The 13,683-nt window shown below is 65.3% G+C and carries 14 protein-coding genes; 6 read left to right on the top strand and 8 right to left on the bottom strand.

Features of this window, described 5'->3' with window-relative positions; genetic code table 11:
- Positions 1-236 precede the first annotated feature (236 nt).
- Positions 237-1,196: a site-specific tyrosine recombinase XerD gene (xerD, locus tag CVM73_RS31540; protein ID WP_100235678.1), complete on the bottom strand. Its 960-nt coding sequence runs from the start codon at positions 1,194-1,196 to the stop codon at positions 237-239.
- A gap of 16 nt (positions 1,197-1,212) precedes the next feature.
- Complete coding sequence (locus tag CVM73_RS31545) at positions 1,213-1,359, bottom strand: hypothetical protein (RefSeq protein ID WP_035669499.1); 147 nt, start codon at positions 1,357-1,359, stop codon at positions 1,213-1,215.
- Between the two features lie 160 nt (positions 1,360-1,519).
- Here CVM73_RS31545 and CVM73_RS31550 point away from each other — a divergent pair, with 160 nt between their 5' ends.
- The 3 genes from CVM73_RS31550 to CVM73_RS31560 are packed head-to-tail and all read left to right on the top strand — an operon-like array spanning position 1,520 to position 4,624.
- Positions 1,520-2,143 carry a shikimate kinase gene (locus CVM73_RS31550; protein WP_167407163.1) on the top strand — a complete coding sequence of 208 codons (624 nt, stop codon included), beginning with the start codon at positions 1,520-1,522 and terminating at the stop codon, positions 2,141-2,143.
- On the top strand, positions 2,140-3,288 hold the full coding sequence (gene aroB, locus CVM73_RS31555; RefSeq protein ID WP_100235680.1) for a 3-dehydroquinate synthase: 1,149 nt from the start codon (positions 2,140-2,142) through the stop codon (positions 3,286-3,288). The genes CVM73_RS31550 and aroB overlap by 4 nt, the downstream gene beginning before the upstream one ends.
- Positions 3,289-3,319: 31 nt before the next feature.
- A complete protein-coding gene (locus tag CVM73_RS31560; RefSeq protein ID WP_100235681.1) occupies positions 3,320-4,624 on the top strand; it encodes an HlyC/CorC family transporter in 1,305 nt (434 codons plus the stop codon).
- 140 nt (positions 4,625-4,764) lie between these two features.
- Here the strand turns inward: CVM73_RS31560 and CVM73_RS31565 are convergent, their stop codons facing one another.
- Positions 4,765-5,040 carry a BolA family protein gene (locus CVM73_RS31565; RefSeq protein WP_100235682.1) on the bottom strand — a complete coding sequence of 92 codons (276 nt, stop codon included), beginning with the start codon at positions 5,038-5,040 and terminating at the stop codon, positions 4,765-4,767.
- Positions 5,041-5,167: 127 nt separating this feature from the next.
- Between CVM73_RS31565 and CVM73_RS31570 the strand changes: the two genes are divergently transcribed.
- Positions 5,168-5,800 (top strand): J domain-containing protein, encoded by a 633-nt coding sequence (locus CVM73_RS31570; protein ID WP_100235683.1) that lies wholly within the window; start codon positions 5,168-5,170, stop codon positions 5,798-5,800.
- A 232-nt stretch (positions 5,801-6,032) separates the two neighbouring features.
- On the opposite strand, the gene CVM73_RS31575 is transcribed toward CVM73_RS31570, so the two are convergent.
- Positions 6,033-7,124, bottom strand: a complete 1,092-nt coding sequence (locus CVM73_RS31575; protein WP_100235684.1) for a citrate synthase/methylcitrate synthase — start codon at positions 7,122-7,124, stop codon at positions 6,033-6,035.
- Between the two features lie 72 nt (positions 7,125-7,196).
- On the opposite strand from CVM73_RS31575, the gene CVM73_RS31580 reads away from it, so the two are divergent.
- On the top strand, positions 7,197-8,414 hold the full coding sequence (locus CVM73_RS31580) for a citrate/2-methylcitrate synthase (RefSeq protein WP_100235685.1): 1,218 nt from the start codon (positions 7,197-7,199) through the stop codon (positions 8,412-8,414).
- Positions 8,415-8,526: 112 nt separating this feature from the next.
- On the top strand, positions 8,527-9,912 hold the full coding sequence (atzF, locus tag CVM73_RS31585) for an allophanate hydrolase (RefSeq protein ID WP_245452486.1): 1,386 nt from the start codon (positions 8,527-8,529) through the stop codon (positions 9,910-9,912).
- Here atzF and CVM73_RS31590 read toward each other — a convergent pair.
- The 4 genes from CVM73_RS31590 to CVM73_RS31605 form a co-directional block, all read right to left on the bottom strand.
- Complete coding sequence (locus CVM73_RS31590) at positions 9,909-10,634, bottom strand: Crp/Fnr family transcriptional regulator (RefSeq protein WP_100235687.1); 726 nt, start codon at positions 10,632-10,634, stop codon at positions 9,909-9,911. The genes atzF and CVM73_RS31590 overlap by 4 nt on opposite strands.
- Positions 10,635-10,917: 283 nt before the next feature.
- Positions 10,918-11,796, bottom strand: coding sequence for an ABC transporter ATP-binding protein (locus CVM73_RS31595; RefSeq protein WP_167407164.1), 879 nt, complete (start codon positions 11,794-11,796; stop codon positions 10,918-10,920).
- A complete protein-coding gene (locus tag CVM73_RS31600; protein WP_100235688.1) occupies positions 11,784-12,563 on the bottom strand; it encodes an ABC transporter permease in 780 nt (259 codons plus the stop codon). Before CVM73_RS31600 ends, CVM73_RS31595 begins: the two co-directional genes overlap by 13 nt.
- The gene (locus CVM73_RS31605; protein ID WP_100235689.1) at positions 12,560-13,561 is read right to left on the bottom strand and encodes an ABC transporter substrate-binding protein; all 1,002 of its coding nucleotides are present in this window, start codon (positions 13,559-13,561) and stop codon (positions 12,560-12,562) included. Before CVM73_RS31605 ends, CVM73_RS31600 begins: the two co-directional genes overlap by 4 nt.
- Positions 13,562-13,683: the final 122 nt, after the last annotated feature.

Genomic DNA, 13,683 nt, shown 5'->3' on the forward strand with positions numbered 1-13,683 from the left:
CAAATCATCCGGGAGGCCCCGGCTCTTTCTGCGGAGATGTGGCCGAAGTCAAGGCGGTTTCATGGGTTGCCCCGGCTGGAGCGCTCGTGTCCCGGACGCGCTGCAGCGCCCTATAGCGCTGCTGCGCTGAGCCGGGACCCAGCAAGCGGCATGGGCCCCGGCTCTGCGGCGCACCGTACCGGACGATGCTTCGCATCGCCGGGAACGCTGCGCTGCGTCCGGGGCACGAGACCCGTTTACCTCTCCGCGAGCGGATGCAGATCCCGCACCAGGCTCTTCAGCCGCTCCTCGACCACATGGGTGTAGATCTGGGTCGTGGAGATGTCGGTGTGTCCAAGCAGGGTCTGCACGATGCGCAAGTCCGCGCCGTTGTGCAGCAAATGGCTGGCGAAGGCGTGGCGCAGCACGTGCGGGGAGACCAGCCGGGCCTGCAGGCCGGAGGCAACCGCAAGCTCCTTCAAGTCGCGGGCGAAATGCTGCCGCGTCAGATGTCCGCTCTCGCCGAAGGAAGGAAACAGCCATTTCGAGGCGGCGAGGCTGTCCTTCTTCTTCTCCGTCTTCGCAGTCTCCGTCGCGGCGAGATAGTCGGCCATCGCCTGCCGCGAGGCCTCGTTGAGCGGCACCAGGCGTTCCTTGTTGCCCTTGCCGCGCACCACGATCATGCGGGCATCGCGCTTGGCCGCCGAGCGCGGCAGCGCCACCAGCTCGGAGACGCGCAGGCCCGTGGCATAGAGCACCTCGAGCAGGCAATAGAGTCGCAACGCCCGCAGCCGCTTCGAGGGCGAGGCATCTTCCGCCTCGCTCAATTCCTTGGCGCGGCGGAGCATGCGGTCGACATCGGCGATCGACAGCACCTTTGGCAGGCCGCGGCCGCGCTTGGGTCCGGACAGGATCGCCGCCGGATCGTCACCGCGAATGCGCTCGTTCAGGAGGAAACGGTAGAGATGCCGCATCGCCGACAGCCGCCGCGCGACGCTGGTGGATTTGAAGCCGCGGGTGTCGAGATCGACGAGGTAGTCGCGCAGGATCTGCGTCTCCGCGTCCGCGAAACTGTGGCCGACGCGGCCCAGAAATTCCGAGAAATCGGTGAGGTCGCGGCGATAGGCGTCGAGCGTATTGGGGCCGGCGCCCTGTTCCGCTGCGAGCATGTCGAGGAACAGGCCGATGAGCTTGGTGTCGGAGGGCTTTGCGGGCATGCCCGGAGCCTAGCTGCTATTTCTTGAGAAACTTATCCGGCGGGATCGTCACCGTCATTTCCCGCGGCTTCGGATTGACGAAGTTCGCCAGCGCGAAGACCACGCCATAGACGATGCCGGCGATCACGGCGACGACCGTCAGGAAGCGGAACAAGCTCGGCATCGTTCTGGGGTCTCGGGTAAGGGGCCAGGCGGCCAAATTAACCAATGAAATCATCCAACATGTTCGCCGTTTCGTGGCAAGAGTCCTCTGGCGAGGGTCCCTGCGGGGTCGTATAGGTGGCCAAACCATGCCGCCTTTGGCGGCAGATCGAGCGAGATTTATGTCCGACGCCGCGTTGCCGATTCCCGCTTCGCCCGAGGCCGACATCCTGTCGGCACTCGGCGCGCGCTCGATCGTGCTCGTCGGCATGATGGGGGTGGGCAAATCCACCATCGGCCGGCGCATGGCGGTCCGCCTCAAGCTGCCCTTCGTCGATGCCGACACCGAGATCGAGGCGGCGGCCGGCATGACCATACCGGAGATTTTCGAACGCCATGGCGAGGCGCATTTCCGCGATGGCGAGGCAAGGGTGATCGCGCGCCTGCTCGAGGGTGGTCCCGTGGTGCTGGCGACCGGCGGCGGCGCTTTCATGCGCGAGGAGACGCGCGCGCGCATCGCGGCGAAAGCCATCTCGATCTGGCTCAGGGCGGACCACGACGTCATCATGCGCCGCGTGCGTCGTCGTGCCGACCGTCCGCTGCTTCGGACCGCCGACCCCGAGGGAACCGTGACGCGCCTGCTCACCGAGCGCGAGCCGGTCTATGCCAATGCCGACCTCACGATCGCCTCGCGCGACGTGCCGCACGATAGAATCGTCGAGGAATGCATCGCGGCGCTGCACGCCCATCTCTGCGGCGAACAGGCCGCCCAACCACCTGCCGACGTTGCGAGTGCGTTAAGATGACTGCGCCGTTGAAACATTCCGATCCCGTCAAGGTCGACGTCGCGCTGGAGGATCGCGCCTATGACATCGTCATCGGCCGCGGCGTGCTGTCTTCGCTTGGCGAACGGATCGCAGCCTTGCGGCCGGGCGTGCGTACGGCCGTTGTCACCGACCGCACCGTCGCAAAATACTGGCTCGAGCCGGCCGAAGCGTCGCTTGCCGCCGCCGGCATCCCGACCTCGCGCATTGTGGTCGAGGAGGGCGAGATCTCGAAAACCTATGCCGGCCTCGAAAAGGTCAGCGAGGCCCTGATCGCCGCTCGAATCGAGCGCAACGATCTCGTCATCGCGCTCGGCGGCGGCGTGGTCGGCGATCTCGCCGGCTTTGCCGCGGCGATCCTGCGCCGCGGCGTCGATTTCGTGCAGGTGCCGACCTCGCTGCTGGCGCAGGTCGATTCGTCCGTCGGCGGCAAGACCGGCATCAACTCGCCGCAGGGCAAGAATTTGCTCGGCGCCTTCCACCAGCCGGTGCTTGTCGTCGCCGACACCGCCGTGCTCGACACGCTGTCGCCGCGGCAATTCCGCGCCGGCTATGCCGAGGTCGCCAAATATGGCGTGCTCGGCGACGAGGCCTTCTTCTCCTGGCTGGAAAAGAACCACTCCGACATCTTCAAGGGCGGCTCCGCGCGCGAGCATGCGATCGCGACCTCTTGCCGTGCCAAGGCGGGCGTCGTTTCGCGCGACGAGCGCGAGACCGGCGAGCGCGCTCTGCTCAATCTCGGCCACACCTTCGGCCACGCACTGGAAGCCGCGACCGGCTTCTCCGACCGCCTGTTCCACGGCGAGGGCGTCGCGATCGGCATGACGCTGGCGGCGCAGTTTTCCGCTAAGCTAGGCATGATCGGCGAGCTTGAGGCGGCGCGTGTCGAACGCCACCTGATCGAAGCCGGCCTGCCGACGCGCTTGCAGGACATCGCGGGTTTTGCGCAGGAAGGCCTTGCCGACGCCGACGCGCTGATGGCGCTGATGGCGCAGGACAAGAAGGTCAAGCGCGGCAAGCTCACCTTCATCCTGCTGGAAGCCGTGGGCCGCGCGGTGATCGCGAAGGATGTCGAGCCGGCGCCGGTGCGCGACTTCCTCGAGGACAAGCTCGCGCAGAAGGCTTGATGCGCGGCCGATCATTTCTGTTGAGTGGTGCATGGACTGGCTCGGATTCACCATCGTCGTCCTCTGCCTCTTGGTCTCGGCGTTCTTCGCCGCGAGCGAGACCGCGCTGACCGGCGCCTCGCGCGCCAGCATGCTCCGCCTCTCCAAGCAAGGTAATCGCGACGCCGACGTCGTCTCGCAGCTGCTCGACATGCGCGAGCGCCTGATCGGCGCGCTTCTGCTCGGCAACAATATCGCCAATATCGGCGCGTCCGCGCTTGCCACCGGCATCTTCACGTCCTGGTTCGGCGATGTCGGCGTGCTCTATGCCACCGGCGTGATGACCGCCCTGGTCGTGATCTTCGCCGAGGTGCTGCCGAAAACCATCGCGATCAACGCGCCGGATCGCATGGCGCTCGCGGTCGCGCGCCCGATGCGGCTGACGATGTACGTGCTGGGTCCACTGCTCAGAATAGTCGAGGTCATCGTGCGCCTGCTGATGCGGCTGTTTGGCTTGGCCGGCGAGCATCAGGCCATCCTGTCGCCGACCGAGCGCCTGCGCGGCGCGGTCGACCTGCTGCACCACGAAGGCAAGTTCGAGAAGCATGACCGCGACATGCTTGGCGGCCTCCTGGACCTGCGCGAGCTCCAGGTCTCCGACGTCATGATCCATCGCACCGAGATGATGATGATCAATGCCGATCTGCCGCCGGAAGAGCTGGTGCGCGAGGTGCTGGCGACCGAATACACCCGCATTCCGCTCTGGCGCGAGAAGCCGGAGAACATCATCGGCGTGCTGCACGCCAAGGATTTGCTGCGCGCGATCCGCGCCTCCGACGGCGACACCTCGCGCATCGACGTCTCCACCATCGCGCTGCCGCCCTGGTTCGTGCCGGAGATGCGGCCCGTCTCCGAGCAGCTCAAGGCCTTCCGCCGGCGAAAAACCCATTTCGCACTCGTCGTCGACGAGTACGGCGAGGTTGAGGGTCTTGTGACGCTGGAAGACATTTTGGAAGAGATCGTCGGCGACATCTCCGACGAGCACGACGTCGTGGTGGCCGGCGTGCGCGCCCAGCCGGACGGCTCGGTCGTGGTCGACGGCTCGGTGCCGATCCGCGACCTCAACCGCGCCATGGACTGGCACCTGCCCGATGAAGAGGCAACGACGGTCGCCGGCCTCGTCATTCACGAGGCGCGCTCGATTCCCGACCGCGGCCAGAGCTTCACCTTCCACGGCTTCCGTTTCCGTGTCCTCCGCCGCGAGCGCAACCGCATCACCGCGCTCCGTATTTCACCGGTGCCGCGGGAAGCAGAGCTGGAGGAGGCAAAGCCGAGAAGGGCCGGGACGTCGTTTTGAGCCTCACACTCGGTGTCATCGCCCGCCTTGTGCGCACTTGCGCACTGGGGCGGGCGATCCAGTACGCCGCAGCGGCTCGGCTATAGCCGCGCTGTCTCGGAGTACTGGATGCCCCGCCTTCGCGGGGCATGACAGTGGGGTTAGCTTCCGCCTTCCCCCGGCGCCTGCGCATTGATGGCGAGCGCGTGCACGCCGCCGGAGAGTTCCGCGGCGAGCGCCGAATTTATCATGCGATGGCGGTCGACCCGGCTCTTCCCTTTGAAGGCGGCAGACACGATATACACACGGAAGTGCGTCTCGCCGCCCGGCCGATGGCCGGCGTGGCCTTCATGCAGATGTGACTCGTCGACGACTTGCAGGCTTTCAGGCGTGAAAGCTTCCTGCAACTTGTTGCTGATAGTGTCTTTCATGGCCATGTGTGCCATTAAGGTGCGCGATCGCACCCCGTCAATACCCGGACGTCCAAGGTAACTGCGACCGGGTGCTCAGCGAATTGCAATGTCAAGACTTGAAGGTTTTTGCATTGCGTAGTCAAAGTCAGCCATGCCGATCGATTCATCAAAGTTCTTCGACTCCATCCGCGTGAAGCCGCGAGGCAAGCAGCCGGAAGCGAAGCCGCGCGACACCGTGGTCAACTGCGAGTGGGCGGGCTGCGCGAACAAGGGGTCGCATCGTGCGCCGAAGGGGCGCGAGAACCAGCGTGAGTACTGGCACTTCTGCCTGGACCACGTGCGCGAGTACAACCAGAACTACAATTTCTTCTCCGGCATGAATCCGGAAGCCGTCGCGCGCTACCAGAAGGACGCTCTGACGGGCCATCGTCCGACCTGGAAGATGGGCGCCAATGGCGGCAAGAAGGGATCGGAAGCCGAGATCGACGGCGCCTTCGACCCGTTCAGCATGTTCTCCGAGATCAACGGCCGCGCCAACTGGCGCCGCGGCCCCGAAGCCCAGCCCAAGGCCGAGGCGCGCAAGGTGATGAATGCCGAGCGCAAGGCGCTCCAGGTCATGGGCCTCGGCCCCGACGCCACGCTTGCCGACGTCAAGACCAAGTACAAGGCGCTGGTGAAGCAGCATCACCCCGACGCCAATGGCGGCGATCGCTCCACCGAAGACCGCCTGATCGAGATCATCAAGGCCTATAATTATCTGAAGACGGTGGTGCGGGAGGCGTAGGGGCTCCCTCAGACTGCTGCTGCAATCGGCGCCACACCATCAGTGTCGTCCCGGACAAGCGCGCCTTAAGCGCGCGCAGATCCGGGACCCATAGCCCCAGGGAGCAGTTTGGCGAAGACTCGTAGTGACGAAGTCTTGCCGCGGTACTCCCACCTCGGACGATCGAAAGATCACGCGGTATGGGTCCCTGCTTTCGCAGGGACGACGGAGCGTATCGCTCCGCCACCGCGCTTCACTCCGGCATCGCCCCCACATAGGACGAGCTCGGCCGGATCAATCGCCCCGTCCGCTGCTGCTCGCGCGCGTGCGCGGTCCAGCCCGCGGCGCGTGCCATCGCGAAAACCGGCGTGAACGCCTGCCGTGGAATCGCCAGCGCATCGAGCAGGATCGCGGTGAAGAACTCGACATTGGTCTCCAGCGGCCGATCGGGATTCTTCCTGCGCAGCGCGCTGCGGATATAGGCCTCGACCTCGCCGGCAAAGGGCAGGTCGGCGCCTTCAGCCGAAAGCCGCTCGATCGCGGCCTTGAGCACGTCGGCGCGGGGATCGCGCACGCGATAGACGCGATGGCCGAAGCCCATCAGCCGTTCGCCGCGCGCGAGCGCCGCATCCACCCATGGCCGGATGCGCTCGCTGGAGCCGATCGCGTCTAACATCTCCAGCACCGGCTCCGGCGCGCCGCCATGCAGCGGTCCGGTCAGTGCGCAGTAACCGGCGGTGACGGCGGCGAACAGGTCGGCCTGGGTCGAGGCCACCACGCGCGTGGTGAAGGTCGAGGCGTTCATGCCGTGGTCGCAGACCGTGACGAAATAGGCATCCAGTGCGGCGACCTCACGCGGCTCCGGCGCGGCACCGCGCAGCATCCGCAGCGTATCGGCCGCATGGCTTGCATTCGGATCGGGCGCGACCGGCGGTAGTCCCTTGGCCTGACGAACCAGCGCGCCCGCAATCACCGGAAACGCACCGACGATGGTCGCCTCGTGCTCGATCCCGTTCTCCGCGCGAAGCCCGGCGACCGCGGCGCGGAACCCGTCGACGATGCCCATACCGTGCGTCGCGGGTAAGAGGTCCGGCAACCGCGCAAATGCGCGCTCCCGCGCCACGCCGAGGCTTGCGCGGACATTGGCTTCGCTCAAGCCGCTCTTGCTCGCGCCGTTCCAGAGCCGGGCGGTCACGCCCTCAAAACTCGACTGGCTTGCCAGCCGGCCGACATGCTCTCCGGCGATGATCAACTCGCCGCGCTCGCCATCGACATGGCTCAGCACGGTCTCAGCCGCGGGAACGCCGTCCAGCCCGATCTGGCTCTTGGTGAGGTGGATGTTCATGGCCTGTCTCCTTTCACTGCGGAAAGGTCGGGCCTCTCGACAGATTGATCAATCTTGATTACATAAATCAATATGAAAAATTCCGATGGGCTGTACCTCTCCGCCCGTGAAGCCGCCGCCGAGCTCGCGATCTCCCCGGCCACCCTCTACGCCTATGTCAGCCGCGGCCTGATCCGCTCCGAGCCGACGCCGGACTCGCGAAAAAACCGCTATCGCGCCGAGGACGTCCGCGCGCTCAAAGAACGGCGCGTGCCGTCCCCCGAGCCGCGCGGCCTGCGCAGCTTCGACGCCGACCTGCCGGTGATGGACACGGAGATCTCGACCATCACCGAGGAGGGCGCGATCTACCGCGGCGTCAATTGCGTCGATCTTTCCGAGAGCGACACGCTGGAGCACACGGCGACGCTGCTCTGGGACGTCTCCGGCGTCGATCCGTTCGATCCAGATAATCAGCCGGAGATATCGGAGGAGATGCGCACGATCGGACAGGCCGCGCGCCGGGCGGCGCCGATCGACCGCGCGATCGCCGTGCTGGCGCTGGCCGCGAGCGCCGATCCTCGCGCCTTCACCCGCGCGCCTGATGGCCGCGCCATGGTCGGCGCGCGCATCGTCCGCCTGCTGGTTGCGACCATGCTCAATGCCGAGCCGTCGGACGAGCCGTTGCATCAACAGGTCGCGCGTGCCTGGGCGCCTGACAACAAGCATGCGCCCGATCTGATCCGCCGCGCGCTCGTCCTCCTCGCCGATCATGAGCTGAACGCCTCGACCTTCACCGCGCGCTGCGCGGCCTCGACCGGCCTCAATCTCTTCGACTCCGTCATCGCCGGCCTTGCCGCGCTGAAAGGGCCGAAGCATGGCGGTGCCGGCGTGCTGGCTTCGCAGCTCGTCAAGACGCTGGTCGATCGCGACGTCGAGCCTGTCGTGCGCGAGCGCGTCGCGCTCGGCGAGCGTTTCGCTGGCTTCGGTCATGGCGTCTACAAGCGTGGCGATCCTCGCGCGCAATCGCTGCTGAATGCCTTGTCGCGCGCCGGCGCGCCGCGCAAATTCACCCGCGAGGTGCCCGAGCGCATCGCGGAGGCGACCGGCGAATTCGTCAACATCGACTATGCGCTCGCCGTCCTCGTGCACGCGCTGCGCCTGCCCGCCGGCAGCGAGCTCGCGCTGTTCGCGATGGCCCGCAGCGTCGGCTGGATCGCGCATGCCAGCGAGCAATTGCAGTTCGGCAAGCTGATCCGGCCGAGAGCGAGATATGTCGGGCCCGCGCCGGGACGGAGGGCGGGGAGTTCGTGATCGCTCCAACTTGCGGTCCGGTTCACGGCGGCAGCAGAAGCGCTTAATTGCTTTCCGTCCCGTCCACCTCCGGGCAGGTTTGCAGCACCTTCGATCTCCTCGGGAGCCATTTGTGTCGCAAGCCGTCGCCCTAACTCGCCGCAGCCGCCCCCTTCGCACCTCGGCCGAACTGAGCTCGGCGATCGCGATGGCGTACGAGCGCATCGAACGTGACCAACACCGCAATTGCTGGATCCATGTGAGGCCCATGGAAGAGGCGCTGGCGGAGGTCGAGGCTCTCGCACGTCGCGCCGCGCAGGGCGAATTGCTGCCTCTGCTCGGTGTGCCTTTCGGCGTGAAGGACAACATCGACGTGAAGGGCATGCCGACCTCGGCGGCCTGTCCATCCTTCGCCTATGTTGCGGAGCGATCGGCCCGGTGCGTCGAGCGCCTCGCCGCGGCCGGCGCAATCTGTCTCGGCAAGACCAATTTGGATCAATTCGCGACCGGGCTGTCCGGCGCCCGGTCACCTCACGGCGCCTGCCCAAGTGCCGCCGATGATCGCTATATCTCGGGCGGATCGAGCTCGGGCTCGGCCGTCGCCGTGGCGGCCGGTCACGTTGCCTTTTCACTTGGCACCGACACCGGCGGCTCAGGCCGGGTGCCGGCAGGTTTCAACGGCATCATCGGAATCAAGCCGACGGTCGGGCTTGTCTCATCCCGCGGACTGGTTCCGAACTGCCCCACGATCGATTGTCCGTCGATCTTCTGCAATTCCGTCACCGAGGGCAAATTGTTGCTGGAGCTCATCGAGGGCTTCGACGAGGAGGATTCCTACAGCCGCGAAGCGCGCGGCCCGTCATCCGCTGTCCCCGACGAATTCCGCTTCGGGCGCATTTCCGCCCCTCAGCTCAATTCATTCGGGTTGCCCGAATGCGACGCGCTTTACGAACAGGCTTGCGGGAGACTGGTGGGACTGGGAGGCGAGGCCCTCGAGATCGACTTCACACCTTTCGCCGAGGCCGGCGAAATGCTCTTCTCGGGACCGTGGATCGCCGAGCGCTACGCTGCGATCAGCAAGCTTTTCGACATCGATCATGGTGATCTGCTGGAGGTTACGCGCAAAGTCCTGCATTCCGCGGCGCAATTTTCGGCGGCTGACGCATTCGCGGCGCAACATCGTCTCCTGAAGTTGCGGCGGCAGGTCCAGCTCCTCTTCAAGCAGATCGACGTCCTGGTCGTGCCGACCGCGCCGCGTCCTTTCACCATTGCGGAAATGCTGAAAGACCCCATCGCGCTCAATACGCGTCTTGGTCACTACTCCTATTCCGTCAATCTTCTGGATCTGTGTGCGGTGGCGCTTCCCAATGCGACGCTCGCCAGCGGCATGCCGATGGGCGTCACCCTGCTGGCCCCCGCATGGCACGACCACGCCCTCCTGGACTTCGCCTCGCGATGGCAGCGGGACAATGGCGACGCTCTGTTCGGGCTGAATGTCTATGCGCGTGCCGCGACTTAGACGATTTCGAGGTCGAGCGCACGCAAATTCAGAATGACGATCAGGCCCCTGTCGTAGCGGATGATGCCTCTCGCCTGCATGCGAGAGAGCTGCACCGTCACCCATTGTCGCGTCGCCCCGATCAGGTTGGCGAGGTCGCCATGGGTGAACGGAATGCCGAGCACGATCTCGCGGCCGTGCTGCGAGCCGTAGATATTCGACAGAAAGATCAAAAGACGCTGCAACCGCTCGGTCACCGATCGTGTGCCGAGCATCTGCGCCATGGCCGAGTAGCACCTTGCCTTGAAGGCCAGGGCATCCAGCAGCGCCACCGCGATGGACGCCGACTGAAGCGCAAGCTCGCGCAGCGCGGGGCCAGGCAGAAACAGCAGCCGGCTGCGCTCGATGGCAACCGAAGACCACATATGCGCACCAGCTCCGAAGAGGTCGGGCCCGCCGACGAAATTGCCGCCAAACCAGTAGGCGAGCGTCACCTCGCGCCCCGAAGGTGCTGCGTAATAGCTGCGGATCCGGCCGGATTCGATCAGATATATGCCGTTCTGCGTGTCTCCCTGGCGCCAGATATGCTTGCCGGTGTCCAGAACCTCGTGGCGACCGATTGCCTTCACACGGCGCTGGTCAGCCTCGCTCAGATGGTCGAGCAAGCCTGGCAACGATCTGACCAGAGCATCCGACTCCGCCAGCATGATCCCGGCCGTCGTCTTGAGAGTTGCCGCTGACATCTGCCCGCTCCCTCGTAGCTGGAGCAGATCCATTCAAGAGCTATGCCAGCCCCGCTGGGGCAGGGTAATCGCATATGGGAGCGATTTCGCCTGTGGCCATCCTTCGAGACGCCCGCCATAGGCGGGCCCTCAGGATGAGGACCAAGTGTGTTGCGCGAGTTTCAGCGAGCACCGATGCCTCTTAGCCTCATCCTGAGGAGACCGCGAAGCGGTCGTCTCGAAGGACGAGGCGCGCGTTCAGATCTCGCAAGGTGCCATACGCGATAGCCCAGCCCCATTGGGGCTAGGTCACTGTTTCCATTTGCTCGAACGCCTTGCGGCCTTCGGTCCGGATCAGGTCAAGGCAATCCCGCTTGAGCGCGAGATAGGCGGGGTCGGTCAGAATAGCGCTGGAGCGCGGGCGCGGCAGGCCCGCGGAAAGATCCCGCAGGATGCGGCCCGGCCCGGCGCTCATGATCAGCACGCGATCCGACAGGAGAATGGCTTCGTCAATGTCATGCGTGACGAAAACAATCGTGGCGTTGATCCGGTCGCGCAGTTCGAGCAGGTTATCCTGCATCACGGCCCGGGTCTGCGCGTCCAAAGCACCGAAGGGTTCGTCCATGAGCAGCACACGCGGCTGGTTCGCGAGGGCGCGAGCAATCGCCACCCGCTGCTGCATGCCGCCTGAAAGCGTATGCGGATAGGCGCTCGCGAATTTTGTCAGCCCGATCATGTCGATCAGGTCGTCGGCGATCCGAAGCGCCTCCGTTCTCGACTTGCCGAGCGCGCGCGGTCCGTGAGCGATGTTACGGCGCACCGATTTCCAGGGGAACAGATGCGGCTGCTGGAACACCATCCCGATATCCGGTCGAGGTGCCAGCATCGGCTTGCCAGCTACCATGACCTCGCCTTCGAACGGCCGTTCGAGACCCGCCATCGCGTTCAAGAGCGTAGACTTGCCGCAGCCCGACGGACCAACCAGCGAGACGAACTCACCCGGCATCACGGCCAGGGACACCCGGTCCACCGCAATGACCTGACCGCGCGGCACGTCGAACACGATGCTCAAATTCTCGACCCGGATGGTCGCTTCCGGCACTGCCGATGAAGGCTCCGGCGGAGCATCCACGAGCCGGAGCGGCGATGTCGGTCGAAGCGGGTTGTGCATCATCGCCACCATACGGCGCGCTCGGCAATGGCCGCGAAGGAACGATCGGCGACGAAGGAGAGCAGTCCGAGCGCCGCCAGCCCTCCCATGACCTGTCCGGTCTGCATATTCTGTTGCGCAATCTCGATCCGGTAGACGATGCCGGCGAACGCGCCTGCCAGCTCGGCGGCCACGAGCGTGTAAAAGGAGATGCTGACGGCGGTGCGCAGGCCGACAACGATGTAGGGAAGCGCCCCCAGCAGGATGATCTCCGAGAGCATCTGCCGACGTGGCGTGCCGAGCATCAGCGCGGCGCGAACGAGACCGCGATCGACCTTCTGAACGCCAATATGGGTCGCGAGCCATACGGTGAAGAACACTCCCCAGACGACCAGAAAGAGTTTGCCGGCCTCCGACAAGCCAAACCAGAGGATCACGATGGGCACGAAGGCGATCGGGGGGATCGGGCGAAGGATATGAAACAACGGCGAGAGCAGGCTCGAGACCAGCCGGAACCGGCCCGTCAGCATGCCGAGCATGATCCCGCCCGTCGTCCCGATCAGGAAACCCACGGTGACGCGGAACAGGCTCGCCCAGAGGTCGCCGAAAAACTGGCCGCTGTGGATCCAGTCAAGGACGGCGACAGCGACCGTCGACGGCGGCGGGAAGAGCACCGCGTTGACGATCCGCGAGCGCGCGATCAATTCCCATACGCCGACGAAAGCTGGCACGGAGAGCGCGCCGACAAGCACGCTCAGGCGTCCGGCCGTCGTCGCACGGTTGTGCCCGCCGGTGCTCATGGATTGGCCGACAGTGTCACACGGGCGGGATCAAGCGCCTTCAGCGGCGCCGCCGCGATGACCTTCGAGAAATCAGGCATCCCCGCCCCCGGCGGGTGATTGCCGGTCTCGAGCCGCCAGGCCGCGTGCGTCTTCAACGTCTCGAGCAGCTTGTCGTCGAGGCGCACGTGATAGACGTAATCCGACCAGATCGGCGCCAGCTCGTCGCGCTTCATGCCGGTTGCGGCGGCGACAATGTCGATCGCTTCGTCCGGATGGGCCTTCACCCAGCCTTCCGCTTCAATGAGAGCAGCCAGGAATTTGCTGACGATGGCCGGGTTTGCCTCCAGATAGGGCCGCGTCACGACGATGTTGAAGGTCTCCGAGTAGAGCCCCTTGGTATCGAGCAGGACGGCCCCCTCGCCGAGCGCCTTCTTTGCATTGGCCACGTGCGGCTCCCAGGTGTCGAACGCCTCGATGCTTCCCGCCGCCAGAGCGGGAAGCATCTCCTGGGGACGAAGGTTGACGAGCGTGACGTCCTTGGCGGTCAATCCCGCCGCCTTCAGCAGAGCCGAGGTGTAGACCTCGCTCCCCGTGCCGGCTGTGAAGCCGATGCGTTTGCCGCGCAGATCCGCTTTGGTCCTGATTGCGGCGGACGCGGCCGTCATCGTCTTCAGATCGGAGTACTCCATGCCGGCGACGAAGGCGATCGGCTGCTGGGCCATCGCAGCCGCCGTGACCGGAGCTTCGGCGGTCGTCGCGATATCTGCGCCTCCGCCCATCACCGTGTCGAGGCACTGCTTTCCGCTGGTGAAATTCGAGACCGAGATATCGAGTCCCTGCTTGCCGAAGAGGCCGTTCGCCTTGGCGACAATCGCAAGGCCCGAGATCGGTGCGAGGTTCTGCGCAAGCCGTGCCTTCAGGACCTCTTCGGCCTTGGCCTGGGAAGCCGGATTCAAGATGCCCGCGCAGGCCGAGATCGCAAACGAGACCATGCGAAGAGCTGTTTTCGAGCGCATGCAACCACCTCCGGTCATGTCGGCGGCCGCAACGGCCAGCCTGTGATTGGAGAAGGGTCATCCGAAGGCACTGCGCCGTGAAGCAATTAATCGACAACGTGTCCCGCTGACGAACATTTGCG

The organism is Bradyrhizobium forestalis, from assembly GCF_002795245.1.
Taxonomy (GTDB): Bacteria; Pseudomonadota; Alphaproteobacteria; order Rhizobiales; family Xanthobacteraceae; genus Bradyrhizobium; species Bradyrhizobium forestalis.

Bases quoted from the DNA above. Each gene is read 5' to 3' on its own strand.
- CVM73_RS31595 (WP_167407164.1), bottom strand. From the start codon at position 11,796: ATGGTGGCGATGATGCACAACCCGCTTCGACCGACATCGCCGCTCCGG.
- CVM73_RS31600 (WP_100235688.1), bottom strand. From the start codon at position 12,563: ATGAGCACCGGCGGGCACAACCGTGCGACGACGGCCGGACGCCTGAGC.
- CVM73_RS31550 (WP_167407163.1), top strand. From the start codon at position 1,520: ATGTCCGACGCCGCGTTGCCGATTCCCGCTTCGCCCGAGGCCGACATC.
- xerD (WP_100235678.1), bottom strand. From the start codon at position 1,196: ATGCCCGCAAAGCCCTCCGACACCAAGCTCATCGGCCTGTTCCTCGAC.
- CVM73_RS31570 (WP_100235683.1), top strand. From the start codon at position 5,168: ATGCCGATCGATTCATCAAAGTTCTTCGACTCCATCCGCGTGAAGCCG.
- CVM73_RS31575 (WP_100235684.1), bottom strand. From the start codon at position 7,124: ATGAACATCCACCTCACCAAGAGCCAGATCGGGCTGGACGGCGTTCCC.
- aroB (WP_100235680.1), top strand. From the start codon at position 2,140: ATGACTGCGCCGTTGAAACATTCCGATCCCGTCAAGGTCGACGTCGCG.
- CVM73_RS31605 (WP_100235689.1), bottom strand. From the start codon at position 13,561: ATGCGCTCGAAAACAGCTCTTCGCATGGTCTCGTTTGCGATCTCGGCC.
- CVM73_RS31580 (WP_100235685.1), top strand. From the start codon at position 7,197: ATGAAAAATTCCGATGGGCTGTACCTCTCCGCCCGTGAAGCCGCCGCC.
- CVM73_RS31565 (WP_100235682.1), bottom strand. From the start codon at position 5,040: ATGGCCATGAAAGACACTATCAGCAACAAGTTGCAGGAAGCTTTCACG.
- CVM73_RS31545 (WP_035669499.1), bottom strand. From the start codon at position 1,359: ATGCCGAGCTTGTTCCGCTTCCTGACGGTCGTCGCCGTGATCGCCGGC.
- CVM73_RS31560 (WP_100235681.1), top strand. From the start codon at position 3,320: ATGGACTGGCTCGGATTCACCATCGTCGTCCTCTGCCTCTTGGTCTCG.
- CVM73_RS31590 (WP_100235687.1), bottom strand. From the start codon at position 10,634: ATGTCAGCGGCAACTCTCAAGACGACGGCCGGGATCATGCTGGCGGAG.